At 65.9% G+C, this 16,468-nt stretch carries 17 protein-coding genes; 12 read left to right on the top strand and 5 right to left on the bottom strand.

All coding sequences use genetic code 11. The features are described 5' to 3' along the window. The first annotated feature begins 39 nt into the window (after nt 1-39). The 12 genes from MUO23_07020 (at nt 40) to infA (ending at nt 10,650) form a co-directional block, all read left to right on the top strand. Entirely contained in the window at nt 40-162 is a 123-nt protein-coding gene (locus tag MUO23_07020; protein MCJ7512708.1) for a hypothetical protein, read from the top strand. An 80-nt stretch (nt 163-242) separates the two neighbouring features. After that, complete coding sequence (locus MUO23_07015) at nt 243-1,028, top strand: DNA alkylation repair protein (GenBank protein MCJ7512707.1); 786 nt, start codon at nt 243-245, stop codon at nt 1,026-1,028. A gap of 96 nt (nt 1,029-1,124) precedes the next feature. After that, complete coding sequence (rpsO, locus tag MUO23_07010; protein ID MCJ7512706.1) at nt 1,125-1,397, top strand: 30S ribosomal protein S15; 273 nt, start codon at nt 1,125-1,127, stop codon at nt 1,395-1,397. A 257-nt stretch (nt 1,398-1,654) separates the two neighbouring features. Further along, on the top strand, nt 1,655-3,886 hold the full coding sequence (locus tag MUO23_07005) for a polyribonucleotide nucleotidyltransferase (GenBank protein ID MCJ7512705.1): 2,232 nt from the start codon (nt 1,655-1,657) through the stop codon (nt 3,884-3,886). Nucleotides 3,887-3,983: 97 nt separating this feature from the next. Then, complete coding sequence (locus tag MUO23_07000; GenBank protein ID MCJ7512704.1) at nt 3,984-5,186, top strand: AI-2E family transporter; 1,203 nt, start codon at nt 3,984-3,986, stop codon at nt 5,184-5,186. Continuing rightward, a complete protein-coding gene (locus MUO23_06995) occupies nt 5,183-6,373 on the top strand; it encodes an AI-2E family transporter (protein MCJ7512703.1) in 1,191 nt (396 codons plus the stop codon). The genes MUO23_07000 and MUO23_06995 overlap by 4 nt, the downstream gene beginning before the upstream one ends. A gap of 346 nt (nt 6,374-6,719) precedes the next feature. After that, entirely contained in the window at nt 6,720-6,893 is a 174-nt protein-coding gene (locus tag MUO23_06990) for a hypothetical protein (GenBank protein ID MCJ7512702.1), read from the top strand. A 130-nt stretch (nt 6,894-7,023) separates the two neighbouring features. Continuing rightward, nucleotides 7,024-8,220, top strand: coding sequence for a hypothetical protein (locus tag MUO23_06985; GenBank protein ID MCJ7512701.1), 1,197 nt, complete (start codon nt 7,024-7,026; stop codon nt 8,218-8,220). A gap of 56 nt (nt 8,221-8,276) precedes the next feature. Next, a complete protein-coding gene (locus tag MUO23_06980; protein ID MCJ7512700.1) occupies nt 8,277-8,789 on the top strand; it encodes a hypothetical protein in 513 nt (170 codons plus the stop codon). Nucleotides 8,790-9,008: 219 nt separating this feature from the next. Then, nucleotides 9,009-10,109: a S1 RNA-binding domain-containing protein gene (locus MUO23_06975; GenBank protein MCJ7512699.1), complete on the top strand. Its 1,101-nt coding sequence runs from the start codon at nt 9,009-9,011 to the stop codon at nt 10,107-10,109. A 6-nt stretch (nt 10,110-10,115) separates the two neighbouring features. Further along, nucleotides 10,116-10,325: a 30S ribosomal protein S21 gene (gene rpsU / locus MUO23_06970; protein MCJ7512698.1), complete on the top strand. Its 210-nt coding sequence runs from the start codon at nt 10,116-10,118 to the stop codon at nt 10,323-10,325. 70 nt (nt 10,326-10,395) lie between these two features. Continuing rightward, the gene (gene infA, locus MUO23_06965) at nt 10,396-10,650 is read left to right on the top strand and encodes a translation initiation factor IF-1 (protein MCJ7512697.1); all 255 of its coding nucleotides are present in this window, start codon (nt 10,396-10,398) and stop codon (nt 10,648-10,650) included. 44 nt (nt 10,651-10,694) lie between these two features. On the opposite strand, the gene prmA is transcribed toward infA, so the two are convergent. From prmA to hrcA, 5 genes are all read right to left on the bottom strand, one after another. Continuing rightward, entirely contained in the window at nt 10,695-11,609 is a 915-nt protein-coding gene (gene prmA, locus MUO23_06960) for a 50S ribosomal protein L11 methyltransferase (GenBank protein MCJ7512696.1), read from the bottom strand. Between the two features lie 3 nt (nt 11,610-11,612). Further along, nucleotides 11,613-12,722, bottom strand: a complete 1,110-nt coding sequence (dnaJ, locus tag MUO23_06955) for a molecular chaperone DnaJ (GenBank protein ID MCJ7512695.1) — start codon at nt 12,720-12,722, stop codon at nt 11,613-11,615. Nucleotides 12,723-12,765: 43 nt separating this feature from the next. Then, nucleotides 12,766-14,622 (bottom strand): molecular chaperone DnaK, encoded by a 1,857-nt coding sequence (dnaK, locus tag MUO23_06950; protein MCJ7512694.1) that lies wholly within the window; start codon nt 14,620-14,622, stop codon nt 12,766-12,768. Between the two features lie 63 nt (nt 14,623-14,685). Further along, the gene (locus MUO23_06945) at nt 14,686-15,312 is read right to left on the bottom strand and encodes a nucleotide exchange factor GrpE (protein ID MCJ7512693.1); all 627 of its coding nucleotides are present in this window, start codon (nt 15,310-15,312) and stop codon (nt 14,686-14,688) included. A 35-nt stretch (nt 15,313-15,347) separates the two neighbouring features. Beyond that, nucleotides 15,348-16,379, bottom strand: a complete 1,032-nt coding sequence (gene hrcA / locus MUO23_06940; GenBank protein ID MCJ7512692.1) for a heat-inducible transcriptional repressor HrcA — start codon at nt 16,377-16,379, stop codon at nt 15,348-15,350. Between the last annotated feature and the right edge of the window lie 89 nt (nt 16,380-16,468).

The following is a 16,468-nucleotide window of genomic DNA, read 5'->3' as shown; positions in this document are numbered from 1 at the left end:
GATGCCTGGTGGTGCGGTCGGCCGGACTGCGAAGCCTCGATCAAGCAAGACACCAAGGCAACCACCCGCAGTATCCCGCTCGATCAGCCGACTGGTGCCGGGGTGTGCATTCGCTGCGGTGAACCGGCGAGCGAGCGAGCGCTGTTCGCCCGAGCCTACTAGGTGCAAGCTCGGTTCCTGACGGATCGTGGATTGGAACCCAGCCTCGATTGCCGGCGGCGGCTGGAGCGGAGTGGCGCCTGATGCCGGCCGTTGACCCCGCCCGCCTGAGGCGGGAGACCCAGACGCTGCTGCTGGAGTTCGACCGGCCGGCCGAGCTGGTCGAGGGGGTCCTCTCCTTGCTCGACTTCTACGCTGATCGCACCTCCCGCCCGGGCGCTTACGCTGCCATGCGGGCGCCGCAGCGCACCTTCTCCGCTCCGGCCCCGGTCGTCAACAGCCTGCGCTCTGCGTTGGGACGGGAGGCGGCGGACCGTCCGGCGCAGGCCTGGGAGGTCGCTGACCGGTTGTGGGCGGCCGGCCATCACGAGACCTACCTCCTGGCGGCGGCAGTCGTCGAGCCGCAGGCCGATCCCCGGGCAGCGGCTTGGGTCGAGGATCGGTTGCGCCCCGGATTGGATGATCGCTTGCAGGAGCTCCTGGCAGCCACGGCTTGGCGAGGCTGGCGCTGCGCCGACCCCGAGGCCTTCCTGGCCCTGACTGAAGACTGGATCCGCGGCAAGGAGCCGGCGCGGCGGACCTTTGCCTTCATTGCGCTGCGGGCAGCCGTTGAGCCAGCAGAGCCTGAGCGCCTTGCTCCCATGATCGACCTGCTCTATCGTTTGCCCAGCCTCCGTGCGCCGGCTGCGCAGCAAGCCCGTCTCGACCTACTCCGAGCCCTCGCCGCTGCCACCCCGGCCGAAGTCGCCGCCTACCTGATGCATGAGCACAGCCGCAGCGCGCCTGGTAGCGAACGTGACCTGCGCGAACTGCTTGACCGCTTTCCCTCGGACCTGCAGGTCAGGCTGCGGCTTGCCTTGAAGGGGTAGTGGGCACCTGTTATAATGCCGACCATACTGACTAGACCGGTTCCTGGTTGGCATCAGCAACTGGGGGCTGGGTGACCTGCATGAGGAGCAGACGTCATGACCATCACCAAGGAAGACAAGACCCGGCTGATCGGGGAGTACCACCGGCACGGCGCTGACACCGGCTCGCCCGAGGTTCAGATCGCGCTGCTGACCCAGCGCATTGGCACGCTGACCGAGCACCTGCGGGCCCACAAGCATGACGAGTCGTCTCGCCGCGGGCTGCTGAAACTGGTCGGCCAGCGCCAACGCCATCTGGCTTACCTGAAGAAGACCAACCCATCCGGCTACCTCGGATTGACCGATCGGCTGGCCATCCGCCGCAAGTAGACGCCTTCCGCGCCATCACCACACCCAGCGGGCCGTCCGTTCCTTGGATCCGCAGCGCAGCCGGCAGAACAGCCGGTGGCATTGCGCGTGGCTATCCTATAGAATCCGAGCATCCGTCCTGGAGGGAGCGACGGGTCGGGAATTGGAGCGCGTTCATCAGGTGACCAGCACGGTCTGTGTGACGGTGCCCGGTCATCGGCTGACGGCCGCACTCCAGTCCCTGACTCGCCCCCTCCCCGGCGAGAAAGGGGCAATTCATGTCAACCGCAAGAACGTTCCACACGACGATCGACGGCAAGACCCTGACATTTGAGACTGGCAAGCTGGCCGCACAGGCCGGGGGGGCGGTTACCGTCCGCCTGAACGACACCCTGCTCCTGGCCGCGGCCACCCTGTCGATGACCCCGCGCGAGGGCATCGACTTCTTCCCGCTCACGGTCGACTATGAAGAAAGGCTGTACGCCGGCGGGAGGATCCCGGGGTCGTTCTTTCGACGCGAGGGGCGCCCGTCCGAAGCTTCGATCCTGATTGATCGTCTCGTCGACCGTCCGATCCGTCCGCTCTTCCCCAAGGATATGCACAATGACGTGCAGATCCTGCTGTACACCCTGTCGTCCGACGGAGAAACCCCGGTGGACGTGCTGGCCATCGTCGGGGCCTCGGCGGCCCTGACCATTTCCGACGTGCCTTTCCTGGGTCCGGTCGGCGGGGTGCGCGTCGGGATGGTGGACGGGGCCTTCGTCATCAACCCCTCCTACCAGCAGCTGGAGGTCTCTCCCCTCGATCTGCGGCTGGCCGGAACGCGCGACGCCATCCTAATGGTCGAATGCGGCGCCAACGAGGTATCCGAGCAGACAGTGGTCGAGGCGCTGGCTTTCGGCCACCGCCAGATGCAGCCGCTGATCGACCTGCAGGAAGAGATGCGGGCTGCTGTCGGCAAAGAGAAGTCCAGCTACCCCTCCTTCCAGCTCGACGAGCAGGTCGTGGGCAAAGTCGAGAAGTGGGTGGGGGATCGGCTGCGCCGAATGGTCGAGCAGCCGCTGACCCGCGGCGAGCAGACCGAGGCGTTCCTCGGCCTGAAGATCGAAGCCACGGCCACGCTCTGCCAGGAAGGCGGGCTGGACTCCGGCCCGGTCGATCAGGCGATCGACCAGCTGTACAAGAAGGAAGTCCGGCGCCGCATCCTTGTGGATGGCAAGCGTCCGGACGGCCGAGGCTTCAAGGACATTCGGCCGCTCAGCGCCGAAGTCGACCTCAGCCCGCGCGCCCACGGCTCAGGGCTGTTCACCCGGGGTGAGACCCAGGTGTTGACCATGGCGACGCTGGGCACGCCGCGCGAACGGCAAGAACTGGATGGCCTGTCGCCGATCGACGAGAAACGCTACATGCATCACTACAACTTTCCGCCGTTCTCCACCGGGGAGGTCCGGCCCTTGCGGGGCACCTCGCGGCGCGATACCGGTCACGGCGCCCTGGCCGAACGGGCCTTGGTTCCGGTGCTGCCACCGCTGGAAGAGTTCCCTTACACCGTGCGTCTGGTCTCAGAGGTCCTGTCCTCCAACGGGTCAACCTCCATGGCCTCGGTTTGTGGGTCGACGCTGGCCCTGCTGGACACGGGCGTTCCGATTCGGGCGCCTGTAGCCGGGATCGCCATGGGCTTGATCAAAGACGACGAGCGCTATGCCGTTCTGACGGACATCCAGGGCGCCGAGGATCACTTCGGCGACATGGATTTCAAGGTCGCCGGAACGCGGCAGGGAATCACCGCCCTCCAGATGGACATCAAGATCAAGGGGATCACGGCCGAGATCATGTCCGCCGCCCTGGAGCAGGCCAGGGAAGCCCGGCTCACCATCCTGGACGTCATCGAGCAGGTGATGCCGGCGCCACGGCCGGAGCTCAAGCCGTTCGTGCCGCGTCTGACCATCATCAAGATCGATCCCGACAAGATTGGCGCCGTCATCGGTCCCGGCGGCAAGATGATCAGGAGCATCCAGGAGCAAACCGGGGTCAAGATCGACATCGAGGATGATGGTTCGGTGTTCATCGCCGCTGCCGACGCCGAGAAATCCAACCGAGCCAGGGAGCTGATCGAGAGCCTCACCGAGGTGCCGATCGTTGGAAGGATCTACACCGGCAAGGTGGTGCGCACGACCGACTTCGGAGCGTTCATCGAGATCCTACCGAACATCGATGGCATGGTGCACATCTCGCAGCTGGACAGCGAGCGGGTCGAGAAGGTCGAGGATGTGGCGCGCTTGGGTGAAGAGCTCACGGTCATGGTTACCTCGATCGATCCCGAGGGCAAGATCCGCCTGTCGCGCCAAGCGGTGCTGGAAGGATGGACGCCGGAAGAGGCCCTCGAACGCGACCGCCGCACGCCCCGTCGCACACCGGATGGGGGTGGGAGCGGATCGGGGCGACCGAGCGGGAGGCCGACCGGCTCGGGACGATCGGGCCGAGGCGGCTCAGGCCCGTCCCGACGCTGACCGCTTCCCGTGAGGCGGGAGACCAACGCTCGGAGACCGGGCTCGGCGCAGGTGCCGTCGTGACCGAAGCCAAGGCTCAGAACAGGGTGCAGTGACCATGGACCGGATGCCGGGATCGGGCTCGCCAGCCTGGCAGCCGTCCACCCGACTGGCGGCCGCCGTCGTGCTGATTCTGGCCGCGGCGCTGCTGGGGTACGCCCTGCGCTCGGCGCTGGTGGTCTTGATGGCCGCAGTGGTGTTGGCCTACGTCCTGCACCCGCTGGTGAGCCGTCTGCAAGTACACCTGCGCTTCCCCCGCTGGTTGGCCTCCAGCGTCGTCTATCTGGCCATCCTGGCCCTGATCGGCGGTCTGGCCGCCGCCCTCGGCCTGGCCCTTTCGCAGCAGCTGCTCGGGCTGGTCGAGGACCTGCAGACCCTGCCGGACCGCATCCCGCAACTCGTCGATCAGGCGGAAGGGCTGATCGTCAACCTCGGGCCCTTCGGATTTATCCTCTCCCGAGAGACGCTTGAGTCCTTCATCAATCCGCTGACCTCAACCCTGCAGCCAATCCTGTCGCAGACCGGGCAGGCCCTAGGGGCGTCGATCGCGGCGGCCGCCTCGGCCATCGGCAACGTCTTCATCGTGTTCGTTCTCGGCTTCTACCTGTTGTTGGACTATGGGATGGTCGATCGCATGCTGATCGGCCTGATGCCCGTTCCGTTTCGGCCCGATGCCGAACGGCTGACGCGCGAGACGGAATTGATCTGGCGCGCCTTTCTGCGCGGACAATTGGGCCTGGCGCTGTTCGTCGGGTTCTTCGTCGCAGTGGTCCTCTCCTTCCTCGGCGTGCGTTTCTCGCTCGGCCTGGGAGTGATCGCCGGAATCCTGGAGTTCGTGCCCGTGTTCGGGCCGGCCATCTCGGCGGCCCTGGCGGTGATCGTCGCCTTCTTCCAGGGAGGTAGTTGGCTTGGGCTGGCGCCGCTGCCTTTCGCCCTTTTGGTGCTGGGTGTGATGGTGGTCATCCAGTTGGTTGAGAACAATGTGCTGGTGCCGCGGTTCATCGGGGTATCGCTGCGGCTGCATCCGATCCTGGTCTTGGTGGCGGTGATTGCAGGTGCGAGTGTGGCCGGGATTGTGGGTGTGCTGGTGGCTGCTCCTGCGCTGGCTACACTCCGCCTGTGGGGCGGCTACGTGTACTACAAGACGGTGGGCATCGATTCCTGGCCCGGATCGCCGGTCGAGCCAAAGGTCCGCCCCAAGCGCCTGCTGGCAAGGCTGCGCAGGCGAGTGCGCCGGGCGAAAGAGGGGCAGGCCGGATGACTGACGGCGAGGCCGCCCGTTCCCCTCGTTGGTCGACAGCTACCAAGATGATGGTGGCGTTCCTGGGGGTGGTGCTGGCCGCGGCCCTGCTGATCCGCTTTCGAGTCATTCTGCCGCTGATCATCCTGGCCGGGCTGATCTCGTACCTGCTGATCCCGCTGGTGAGCTTTCTCCACCGGCGGGCGCGGCTGGGCCGCATGGCTGCCACCAATGTCACCTTCCTCTTCATGGCCCTGATCCTGCTGACGCTGGCGACTGCCGTCGGCCTGGCAGCGCTGCAACAGCTGCAGGCGTTGCTGCTGACGCTGCAAACCCTCCTCCTCGGTCTCCCTGAACGCCTGGCCGGGCTCGAGAACGTGGTGATCGTCATCGGTCCCTGGCAAGCCGACTTGATCACCTTCGACCTGGCGACGCTGGCTCAGCAGGCCCTGGCGATCATTCGGCCGGCGTTGACCCAGGTGAGCGGGCTGCTGACCTTCGCCGCGGCGCGGCTCTTCGAGGGGTTGGCGCACGTCATTTTCGTCCTGGCGATCGCCTACTTCCTCGTACTGGACTCAGCCCGACTCCAGAAGCGCTGGTCGGGGTTCACCATCCCGCGTTATGAGTCCGATGTCCGCCGGATCCAGCAGGCCTTGGGGAAGATTTGGCACGCCTTCTTGCGGGGGCAATTCCTGATCGTTCTCGTCACCGGTGGGCTGACCACCCTCCTGATGAGCCTGCTAGGGGTTCGGTATCCCGTCGCTCTCGGCTTGTTGATGGGTTTGGCGAAACTGGTCCCGATCATCGGTCCGATCTCGGTTGGGGTGACGGCCGGGCTGGTCGCCTTGCTGCAGACCGATCACCTGCTGGGGCTGACACCGCTGGGCCACGCAGCCGTGGTGATCCTGGGCCTGACCGTCCTCAATCAGGCGATTGACTATTTCTTGCTGCCGCGCATCATGGGCGGCTCACTCAACCTACACCCGGCAGTGATCCTGATCGGGGCCATCCTCGGGGCAAGCCTACTGGGTGTGGTCGGGCTGCTGCTCTCCGCGCCGACGATGGCGACGTTCATCCTGCTGGGGCGGTACGCCCTGCGCAAGCTGTTCGACCTGCCGCCCTGGGATCCGCCGATCGACGTCTTCGGTGGGCCGCGTCCATCCTTGCCCCGTCTGCCGTGGCGGCGCAGCCCGAAGCCCGGCCTCTAGGCGTCCGTGACTTCGCTGCGCGAAGCGATCCGCCGGGGCCTTCGGCGCCCACCCCAAGACGAGACGGGCGACCCCTCTGGCTCCTACCGCTTCCACTGGACCGGGCAGGCGTGGACCTGGACGGCCGAGCACCGAACGGCGGTCCTTCGGGCCGCTCAGGAACTGGTTGACCTACCCGGCTTCGAGCCCAATGCCTATCAACGGCACTCCCGGCTGCCGGAGCTGGACTCGAGCGCCCATGCTGGAGCGAGCTTGGCGGCTCTGCGCGAGGTACTGCTGGCGATGAGCGAGTCCGACACCGCGGGCCGACACCCGCAGCCGACATCATTCTCAGACGGAGGCACACATGAGCGACAATATTGAAACCGAGACCCTGGCGGAGACCAGCAACTACATTGCCTGGAAGGCCACTGAGCCCGACGACGAGCTGACCTATCATGTCGAACTTGGGAGTGTGACCCTGCACTTCTTCGATGAGGAATGGGTGGAGTTCCTCGAACTAGTTCGCAGCCTGGCCTGATCCCCCAGCGGCATGGGCCGGGAGGGTTCTGGCATCCGCCCCGGCCGAGCCTCCGGGCCGGTCGAACGCCCGACGGCCCTGGGCTGCCGCCGCCTTAGCGCGCCCGCCTCGCAACCTCCACTTGGCCCCGATGCTCGAGCTTGCCTCCCTCGCAGCGCTGCGAACGGACGAAGGTCTGGCCTGTCAGGCCGAGGCCATGCGGCTTCGGCCGACGCCCATCACCTTCCTCCTTCTGTCGCAGAAGCTTTCGAGGGTCTACCCGGAACGGCTGGGGCGGCTGGCGCTGGAACAGGCGATGCTGCGCCAGCGGGCGGCCGCCAAGTTCAAGCACGCCGAACGGATGTACTTCACCCGACAGGGACTCGAGCAAGCCACCCCGGGAGCCGTCGCCGAACATCGCGCCAGGCGCTACCAAGCTGTGGAGCGGGTCTTCGACCTGTGCTGCGGGATCGGTGGGGATGCGCTGGCGCTGGCCGAGCATCGCTCGGTGTTCGCCGTCGACCACGACCTGTTGTCTGTCGCCCTTCTTGAGGCCAATGCCCGGGCGGTCGGTAGGGATGGCTGGATTCGCCCCGTGGTGGGTGACGTCACCTGCCTGCCGTGGCGCTTCGGCGTCGGAGACGCGGCGTTCTTCGACCCCGCCCGACGGGAAGCGACCAGGCGGATCCGCCAGCCTGAGCGGTACCTGCCTCCTCTCTCGACCCTGCGCATCTGGGTCGACCACCTGGCCGGCCTAGGGGTCAAAGTCAGCCCGGCAATCGACCGGGACGAACTGGCAGGCTATGAGTGCGAGGTCGAGTTCGTCTCCCTGGAAGGAGACCTAAAAGAGGCCACCCTGTGGTTCGGAGCGCTCAAGACGAGCCCCGTGCGGGCGACGGTGCTCCCGGGCGGGCACACCCTGGCAGAACCGCCGCTTCGGCTTGGGCGGGTCTCTCCCCCTCAAGCGTACCTGTATGAACCCGACCCGGCGGTGATGCGTGCTGGCCTGGTAGGCAACCTGGCTGAGCGCCTGGGCGCTGCCCAGCTCGATCCGACCCTCGCCTATCTCACCTGTTCCAGCCTGCAGCCCACCCCATTCGCTCGGGCTTTTCAGGTCATCGACCACATGCCCTTCAGCCGCAAGCGACTCCAGGCCGCCCTGAAGGCGCTGGGCGCCGGGGAAGTGGTATTGATGAAGCGAGGCTCGCCAGTTGACACCGAGGCCCTCTCCCGCCGGCTGCGGCTGAGCGGGGATCGATCTCTGACTGTCGTGCTGACCCGGGTGTCCGGCACGCCGACGGCCCTGATTGTCCTGCCCGTGGCGGCTTTCCAACCTCTTGGCGATTGAAGTTCGGAGGGCGAGGTGCTATCATCGCCAGCGATCCTGTCCTAAGGCGGTGGTGCATGTCCACTCGGCGCGAACTACTCAGCTGGCAAGAAGTCGACAGCCTGATCGATCACCTGACCCCCCAGTTCCGCACCGACTTCGAGGCCATGGTGATGATCAGCCGGGGAGGGCTCGTGCCAGGAGGCATCCTTGCCGAGGCTTTGGGGATCCAGGACCTGCTGATCGCTTCGGTCGATTTCCCGTTCGAGGCCGAGCGGGAGCGAAGCAAGCTGCTGGCCTGGCCCAAGTTCATCCAGTTCCCGAGCGATGAGCAGCTGGCCGGCCGCCGTGTGCTGGTGGTCGATGATGTCTGGGGCTCCGGGCGCACGATCACTGCCGTCAAGAGCCGGGTCGCCTCGGCCGGGGGGAATCCCTTCTGTTGCGTCCTGCATTTCAACCCGTACCGCTCGCTTTTCTCCCAGACGCAGCCCGACTACTACGCCGCCATCACGGATGCCCATATCGTGTATCCATGGGAGAGCCGGCGTGGAAGGGATCGGGTGCTGTTGGATGAGCCCCAGATGCCCTAGGACTGCCGGTTTCCGGCTCGGTTTGACAAGCCTGATTCCGATGGGTATAATGGTCAAGCGATTGAAGGAAGGCCCTTTTCCGGCGTGCTGGACGGTTAGAGGAGAGCCTCTGATGTAGTTGAAGGCTCGCTGAGTTGGGTATCTTGCCGCTCCAAATGGCCTGGTCATCCTGAGACCGCACGTGACCGGGCCTTTTTGTTTGTCCGGGGGGACCGCTGGATGGCCGATGCTTCTGACAGTATGGAGTACCTGCTTGCTCACTCGGAAGACATGAGCATGCCCCGCCGGGGGGACGTGCTGGATGGCGTCGTCATCGGCAAAGGCCAGCACGGACTGGTACTTGATCTGGGTCTGAAATGGGACGGGGTTGTCCCCTATCAGGACATTAACAACCTGCCCCCGACGGAGCTTGCCCTCGAGATCGGAAGTCGGGTCAAGGTGCTGGTGGTCAATCCGGTTGACCCGGAGGGAAATTTGATCGTCTCTCTGGCGCTGGCGCGTGAGAGCGATGACTGGCAGGCGGCCCAGAAGCTGATGGACAGCGAATCCGTGTTCGAGGGCGTCCCCTGCGCCGCCAATCGCGGCGGCCTGGTTGTGCCTTTCGGACGGATCCGCGGTTTTGCCCCGGCCTCGCATCTGGCCGACCTGCCCCGAGGCCTGGATGAGGACGCCCGGATGGAGCAGCTGCGCCGTTTAGTGGGTCAGCCCCGGCCCTTCAAGGTCATTGAGCTCGATCCCCAGCGGCAGCGGCTGGTGTTGTCCGAGCGCAAAGCGATCCGCCAGTGGCGCCAGCAGCGCAAGGCCGAGGTCCTGGCAAGCCTGCGCGAAGGCGAAACCCGCAAAGGGGTGGTGACCAGCCTGCGCGAGTTTGGGGCTTTCGTCGACATCGGCGGGGCCGACGGTCTGATCCACATCTCTGAATTGGCCTGGCGGCGGGTGGAAGACCCGGGCGAGATCTTGCAGGTCGGCCAAGAGGTCGAAACGCTTGTGGTGCGAGTCGACCCGCAGGCGAACCGGATCGGTTTGAGCCTGAAGCGGCTGCAGCCGAATCCATGGTCGCAAGCGGCCTCGACGCTGCAAGTCGGCGGTTCCGTGGTCGGTGAAGTGGTCCGCTCCTCCGGCACTTCGGTGCATGTTCACACCGAGCATGGCGTGGAGGGCAAGCTTCAGCTCTCCGAGGCCGTGCGGATGCTGACGGTGGGCACCACGGTCAGGGCGAGTGTAGTTTCCTTCGACGCGGCAGCCGAACACCTGGAGCTGGCGCTGGTCGGAGAGATGGAGCCGGCCGGCTGGGCCGAGTCCTCAACCGAAGGGAGGTGAGATGGTATGACGGTTGTGTTGAGACCAAACGAGTCCCAGGACATGCTGCTTAAGCGCTTTCGCAAGAAGGTTGCCAAGAGCGGCATCCTGAGTTCGGTCCGTAGAAAGCGCTGGTTCATCTCCAAGAGCGAGCTGCGCCGAATTCAGCGCAAGAAGGCCATCCGCCGGTTGAAGCGACGGGAGTACAAAGCTTCGATGCGTCGGCACGAGGCATAGACCGGCTGTCGTTGAGATCGAGCCGGGAGCGTGAACGGCAGCGGACGCAGCGATGCCGCCCGAGGTGCGCATGACCAAGCAATCGGACAAGATCGAAGTTGACGGTCGGATCACCGAGGCCTTGCCTTCAACCCAATTCCGGGTCGAGCTGGACAACGGCCACACGGTCCTGGCGTACCTCTCGGGCAAGATGCGGAGATACTACATCCGGATCCTGCTGGGTGACCGAGTGCGGGTAGAGCTGTCCCCCTACGATCTAACCCGCGGACGGATCACGTACCGCTACCGCCAGCGCGGCACAGAACCCGCCGAGACGACCACCTAGCCGCTAACAACGCCTTCGAAGGTTTGATCCCCGCTCCCAGCAACTCAGCTGGGAGCGGTTGGCTTCTCCAGCACCGGCGTCCGCCAGTCCTGGGCCTGCAGCACCTCGACTGGGCGCAGCCCGACCGCCTCGGCTTGGTTCAGCACCTCAGGCAGCTGCTCGTCCAGGATTCCGGACAGGATGACGATTCCCCCTGGGATGACCTGCTGGGCCAAGCCCGCAGCGAGCAGCTCCACCAGTACCGGCGCCAGGATGTTCGCCAGCAGTAGATCCGCCAGCGGGAGCGGCGGCGTGCGGGGGGCCGTAAGCTCGGACAGAGACCCCTGTTCGGTGTCGACCACGTCGGCGAGGCCGTTGCGCTGGCAGTTCTCGCGGGTGGCTTCAACCGCCAACGGGTCGATGTCGAGAGCGTGCACGTGGGCCGCCCCCAGACGGGCAGCGGCCACGGCCAGGATGCCTGAGCCGCAGCCCAGGTCGATCACCCGAGAGCCAGGGCGCAGGTGTTTCTCCAAGGCCAAAAGGCACATTTGCGTGCTGGGGTGGGTCCCCGTGCCAAAAGCCATCCCGGGGTCGAGCACAAGCGCCAGGCGCGACGAAGGGGGGGCCTCGATCCAGGATGGGATGATAAGCAGCCGTTGGCCGATGGGGATCGGACGGTAGTGCTGCCTCCAAGTTTCGGCCCAGTCCTGCGCCTCGACCAACGTGAACTGGGCCTCGGGCACGGGGGCGATCTGCGCCAGGTGCCATAATCCTTCCTCGACGGCCTTGCGCCGGATAGCGGTGTGTTCATCGATTGGCAGAAAGGCCGTGACCTGGACCTGGGACCAGCTGGGTAGGTCAGGCTGCCCGGGCTGGGGCGCCTCGACGGCGACGCCGCCGGGAGCGTGGCGGGCGAGGATGTCGGCAACTGCTTCGGCCAACTCGCCGCTCGTGTCCAGCGAGATGCGCAGCCAGGCCACCGGCTAGCCCCCGAGGAAATCCTTCAAGCCGTCCAGGAAGCTCTTCTCTATCGGTTTGGCTTCAGTGCCGAGAGCGTCCGCCAGCTCGGTGAACAGCCGTCGCTGCTCGGCGCTCAGCTTCTGGGGGATCCCGACCTCTACCAGGACCAGCTGGTCGCCGCGTCCGTTCCGCCGCAATCGGGGCACGCCCTTGGCCTTCAGGCGCAGGACGGTGCCAGACTGGGTGCCGGCCGGGATGACGAGTTTTTCGTCACCGTCAACAGTCGGGATCTGGACGACGAATCCCAATGCGGCCTGGGCCACGTTGACGCTCAGGTCGATCAGGATATCGTCACCGCGGCGCCGGAAGTACCGGTGGGCCTGGGCGTGGATGACGATGTACAGATCGCCGGGCGGCCCGCCGAGCGTCCCGGGTTCGCCCTCGCCGGTCAGGCGCACCTGGGTGCCGTCGTCGACCCCGGCAGGAATCGGCACCACCCGCCTGACATCCTTCTTCAGGTAGCCGGCGCCGCCGCAAGCTCGGCAGACGGTTGCAATCGTCTCGCCCTCACCGCGACACTGCGGGCAGGTCGTGATATTGACCATCGACCCCAGGAAAGTCTGCCGGACCTGGCGGACTTCGCCCGAGCCGTTGCAGGTGGCGCAACGGATCGGTGTGGTTCCGGGTTCTGCCCGGCTGCCGCCGCACGCATCGCAGGCTTCGTGGCGGCTGAAGTTGATCTCGCGCTCGACGCCAAACACAGCCTGTTCGAAGCCGATGGTCACGTCCAGGCGCAGGTCGGGGCCGCGCCGTGGGGCACTGCGCCGGGCTCGGCTGCCGCCTATGCCAAAGCCAAAGAACTCCTCGAAGATGTCGGCAATCCCGAACCCGAAATCGGTGGGCAGCCCCTTGACGCCGGCATGGCCGTAGCGGTCATACGCTGTGCGCCGCTCCTGGTCGGAGAGCACGGCATAGGCTTCGTTGATTTCCTTGAAGCGCTCCTCGGCGCCGGCCGTCCGGTTGACATCCGGGTGGTACTGCTTGGCCAGGCGGCGGTAGGCGCGTCGGATGTCGTCGGCGGACGCCTGCCGGGCGAGTTCGAGCACCTCGTAGTAGTCGCGCTTGTCGGCCATCGCCGCTCAGCAACGCGCCGCGCCATTTGGGCGCGGCGGCGTGCTAGCCTTCCTTGAACTCGCCATCGATCACCGTGGGGTCCCCGCCGGGTGGCTTGGGGCCTGTGCCGGCGGGGCTGCCTGGGCTGCCGGCGCCGATGTTGTCTCCAGCGCCCTGATAGGCGGCGGTCCCGATCTCCTGCATCGCTTGCAGCAGCTCGCCGCTAGACTGCTGGATGGCTTCAAGGGTGTTGGAGTCCATGGCGGAACGGGTGGCCTGGATCTTGGTCTGGACGCGGGATCGCACCTCGGCGGGCACCTTGTCGCCGCCCTCACGCAATGCCTTCTCGGCGGCATACATGGCGTTGTCAGCAGAGTTACGGGCTTCCACCAGGGCGCGTCGTTTGCGGTCATCCTCGGCGTGCGCCTCGGCATCGCGGCGCATCTTCTCGACCTCACCCTCAGAGAGTCCCGAGGAGGCCGTGATCGTGATGTGCTGGCTGCGCCCTGTGGCCTTGTCGGTGGCGCTGACCTTGAGGATGCCATCGGCGTCGAGGTCGAAGGTGACCTCGACCTGGGGCACCCCGCGCGGGGCGGGCGGGATGCCGTCCAAGGTGAATTTTCCCAGCGACTTGTTGTCGGCCGCCATCGGCCGCTCGCCTTGGACGACGTGGATTTCGACTTCGCGTTGACTGTCGGTGGCGGTCGAGAACACCTGGCTCTTGCGGGTCGGGATCGTGGTGTTGCGTTCGATCAGGCCGGTGGCCACTCCGCCCAGGGTCTCGATGGACAGCGTCAGCGGGGTGACGTCCAGCAAGAGGATGTCCTTGACCTCTCCACCGAGCACGCCCGCCTGGATGGCGGCGCCGATCGCCACGACCTCATCCGGGTTGACCCCCTTATGCGGGTCGCGGCCGAAGATGTTGCGCACGGCCGCCTGCACAGCCGGCATGCGGGTCATGCCGCCGACCAGGACGACCTCGTCGATGTCGCTGGCCTTCAACCCGGAATCCTGCAGCGCCTGTCGGCAGGGGGCGATCGAACGTTCCACCAGGTCCTCGGTTAGCTGCTCGAGCTTGGACCGGGTCAGAGGGATGTTCAAATGCTTCGGCCCCCCGGCATCGGCGGTGATGAAGGGCAGGTTGATCTCGGTCTGCAGGACGGTTGAGAGCTCGATCTTGGCCTTCTCGGCGGCCTCCTTCAGACGCTGCAGCCCCTGGCGGTCGGCGCGCAAGTTGATTCCCTGCTCGCGCTGGAACTCGGAGGCGATCCAATCGATGATGCGCTGGTCAAAATCATCGCCGCCCAGGAAGGTGTCGCCGTTGGTGGCCTTGACCTCGAACACGCCCTCACCGACATCGAGAATGGAAATATCGAACGTCCCCCCGCCCAGATCGTAGACGGCGATTGTCTGCTCTGCCTTCCGGTCCATGCCGTAAGCCAGCGAGGAAGCTGTGGGTTCGTTGATGATGCGCAGAACTTCCAAGCCGGCGATCTTGCCGGCATCCTTGGTGGCATTGCGCTGGGAGTCATTGAAGTATGCCGGGACGGTGATCACCGCCTGGGTGATCGACTCACCGGTGTGGGCCTCGGCGTCGGCCTTGAGCTTGGCGAGGATCATCGCCGAGACCTCAGGCGCTGAATACTCTTTGCCGCCCATTTGGACGCGCACATCGCCGTTCGGCGCGGCGCTCACCCGGTAGGGCACGGTCTCCAGCGCCCGCTGCACCTCGGGGTCGGAATACTTGCGGCCCATGAAGCGCTTGATCGAGAAGACGGTGTTCTCCGGGTTGACGATTGCCTGTCGGCGGGCGACCTGCCCGACCATGCGCTCGCCGGTCTTCGGGTTGACGGCCACGACCGACGGGACCAGGCGCCCGCCCTCGGAGGACGAGATCACCGTCGGCTCGCCCCCCTCCATGATGGCGACAACCGAATTCGTTGTGCCCAGGTCGATGCCAATGATCTTGCCCATGACTGCCTCCTATTTGGCCACGCGGACCAGGGCAGGTCTCAGGATGCGGTCGCCGAGCCGGTAGCCCTGTTGAATGACTTCGATCACCATGCCTTCGTTGTGCTGCTCGCTGTCCTCCAGAGTGAGGGCTTCATGCACCAATGGGTCGAAGCGCTCGCCGCTGGCCGGGATCAGCTCGATGCCTTCCACCTCGAGCAGTGCGCCGAGCTTGCGGTAGATCAGTTCAATGCCCTCGGCCCAGTGGGCGCCATCGCCCTCGAGCGGTTTGTCCTTCAGCGCCCGCTGCAGATCATCGAGGATGGGCAGGTAACGCGTCGTGATCTCGGCGGTGATCCGGGCTCGGGCATCTTCGGTCTCCCGGTCGACGCGCTTCTTGTAGTTGGCGAATTCGGCCCGCGATCGCTGCCAGCCGTCCAGGTACTCCGCCGCCTGCGCCTGGAGCAGGGTCAGGTCGACGGCGTCGATCTCCGCCTGACTGAGGGCCCTCTCCTCAAAGACCTCGGACGGGACGCCAATCGGGGCGGGCGGCGCTGACTCGGCCTGTGGCTGGTCGTGTGCCGGCTCGGCCTCGGCGCCGTCCGGGCGCGATGGCTGGCTTTCCCGGTGGCTGGGTTTGTGTCCCTTGTGTTTTGTCACGCGCACGTCCTCACTAGAACCCTCCCCGGTCCGGCCTAGCCGACCAGGCTCTCGGTCACGAGTTCGCTCATCAGACCGGCCACGTAGCGCACGCAGGAGATCGAATGCCCGTAGGACATGCGCGTCGGACCGACAACACCCACCGCACCGGTGGCGAACCCGGGAGCGCCGTAGCGGGCCAACACCATCGACCAGCTGCGCAGCTCGGACCAGGCGCCCTCACCGCCGATCACCACCTGCACACCGCCGATCGACGGCTGCAGCGCTCGGGTGACAACGTCTTCCAGGAAGGCCTGCTCCTGCAGCAGCCGCAGCGCATCTTGAGCGCTTCCCGGCTCGGCGAACTCAGGTTGAGCCAGGACATTGGTCAGCCCATCCCGGAACACCTCGCCCGCGGGGAGGGTGTCGGCCTGGCTCATCAAGCCGGCGACCAGCCGCATGACCTCGGAGGCCAGGCCGGAGCTCAGGCCCGCCTCAGCCTGCACACCTTTGGCGGTCTGGCCCATGCAGCCCCGCGTGACCTGGTCTGCCCGCAGGCTCAAATGGTCCTGGTCCATCCCTTCCTGCAGCATCAGCAGTTGTTGCCGGACCTCGCCGCCCTGCAGGACCAGGACGAGCAGTGCCTGGTTCGGCCGGGTCGAGATCAACTCCAGGTGCTTGAACACCGCTCGCTCGGGGCGGGGCGCCGTGACGAGGGAGAGAGCGCTGGAGTGTTGGGCGAGGACGGAGGCCGCCAGCCGCATCCATTCCTCGACCTGCGGACGGGCCTGGTGGAACTGGTGGCTGATGAGACACTTCTCGTCGGCGGGGAGATCGGTGTCGCCGAGCAACCTGCGGACGAAGTAGCGGTACCCCTCTTCGGTCGGGACCCGGCCGGCCGAAGTGTGCGGCTGGCGCAGCAGTCCGTCATCGGTCAGCGTCATCATCTCGTTGCGCACCGTGGCCGAGCTCACCCCGAGCGTGTACTTCGCCACCAGGGACTTCGAGCCGACCGGCTCGGCGCTCTCGATGTACTCGTGAACCACCAGCGCCAGGATGGTCTCCTGGCGCTCCGTCAAGTCTTGCATCGCGCCCACCTCCAATTAGCACTCTCAGTCGGGGAGTGCTAACAGGTCGGGTTTGATGATAGCATGCGGGAAATGTGTCGTCAAGTCAG

Source organism: Anaerolineales bacterium, from assembly GCA_022866145.1.
Classification (GTDB): domain Bacteria; phylum Chloroflexota; class Anaerolineae; order Anaerolineales; family E44-bin32; genus PFL42.
The sequence above is the reverse complement of the archived record's forward strand: the minus strand, read 5'-3'. Positions and strand labels throughout refer to the sequence as shown.

Excerpts from the sequence above, each read along its gene's own strand:
- MUO23_06990 (MCJ7512702.1), top strand. The coding sequence starts at position 6,720 with ATGAGCGACAATATTGAAACCGAGACCCTGGCGGAGACCAGCAACTAC.
- dnaJ (MCJ7512695.1), bottom strand. The coding sequence starts at position 12,722 with ATGGCCGACAAGCGCGACTACTACGAGGTGCTCGAACTCGCCCGGCAG.
- MUO23_06980 (MCJ7512700.1), top strand. The coding sequence starts at position 8,277 with ATGTCCACTCGGCGCGAACTACTCAGCTGGCAAGAAGTCGACAGCCTG.
- MUO23_06995 (MCJ7512703.1), top strand. The coding sequence starts at position 5,183 with ATGACTGACGGCGAGGCCGCCCGTTCCCCTCGTTGGTCGACAGCTACC.
- MUO23_06985 (MCJ7512701.1), top strand. The coding sequence starts at position 7,024 with ATGCTCGAGCTTGCCTCCCTCGCAGCGCTGCGAACGGACGAAGGTCTG.
- MUO23_07005 (MCJ7512705.1), top strand. The coding sequence starts at position 1,655 with ATGTCAACCGCAAGAACGTTCCACACGACGATCGACGGCAAGACCCTG.
- rpsO (MCJ7512706.1), top strand. The coding sequence starts at position 1,125 with ATGACCATCACCAAGGAAGACAAGACCCGGCTGATCGGGGAGTACCAC.
- infA (MCJ7512697.1), top strand. The coding sequence starts at position 10,396 with ATGACCAAGCAATCGGACAAGATCGAAGTTGACGGTCGGATCACCGAG.
- hrcA (MCJ7512692.1), bottom strand. The coding sequence starts at position 16,379 with ATGCAAGACTTGACGGAGCGCCAGGAGACCATCCTGGCGCTGGTGGTT.
- MUO23_06975 (MCJ7512699.1), top strand. The coding sequence starts at position 9,009 with ATGGCCGATGCTTCTGACAGTATGGAGTACCTGCTTGCTCACTCGGAA.
- MUO23_07000 (MCJ7512704.1), top strand. The coding sequence starts at position 3,984 with ATGGACCGGATGCCGGGATCGGGCTCGCCAGCCTGGCAGCCGTCCACC.
- MUO23_07015 (MCJ7512707.1), top strand. The coding sequence starts at position 243 with ATGCCGGCCGTTGACCCCGCCCGCCTGAGGCGGGAGACCCAGACGCTG.
- dnaK (MCJ7512694.1), bottom strand. The coding sequence starts at position 14,622 with ATGGAGGGGGGCGAGCCGACGGTGATCTCGTCCTCCGAGGGCGGGCGC.
- rpsU (MCJ7512698.1), top strand. The coding sequence starts at position 10,116 with ATGACGGTTGTGTTGAGACCAAACGAGTCCCAGGACATGCTGCTTAAG.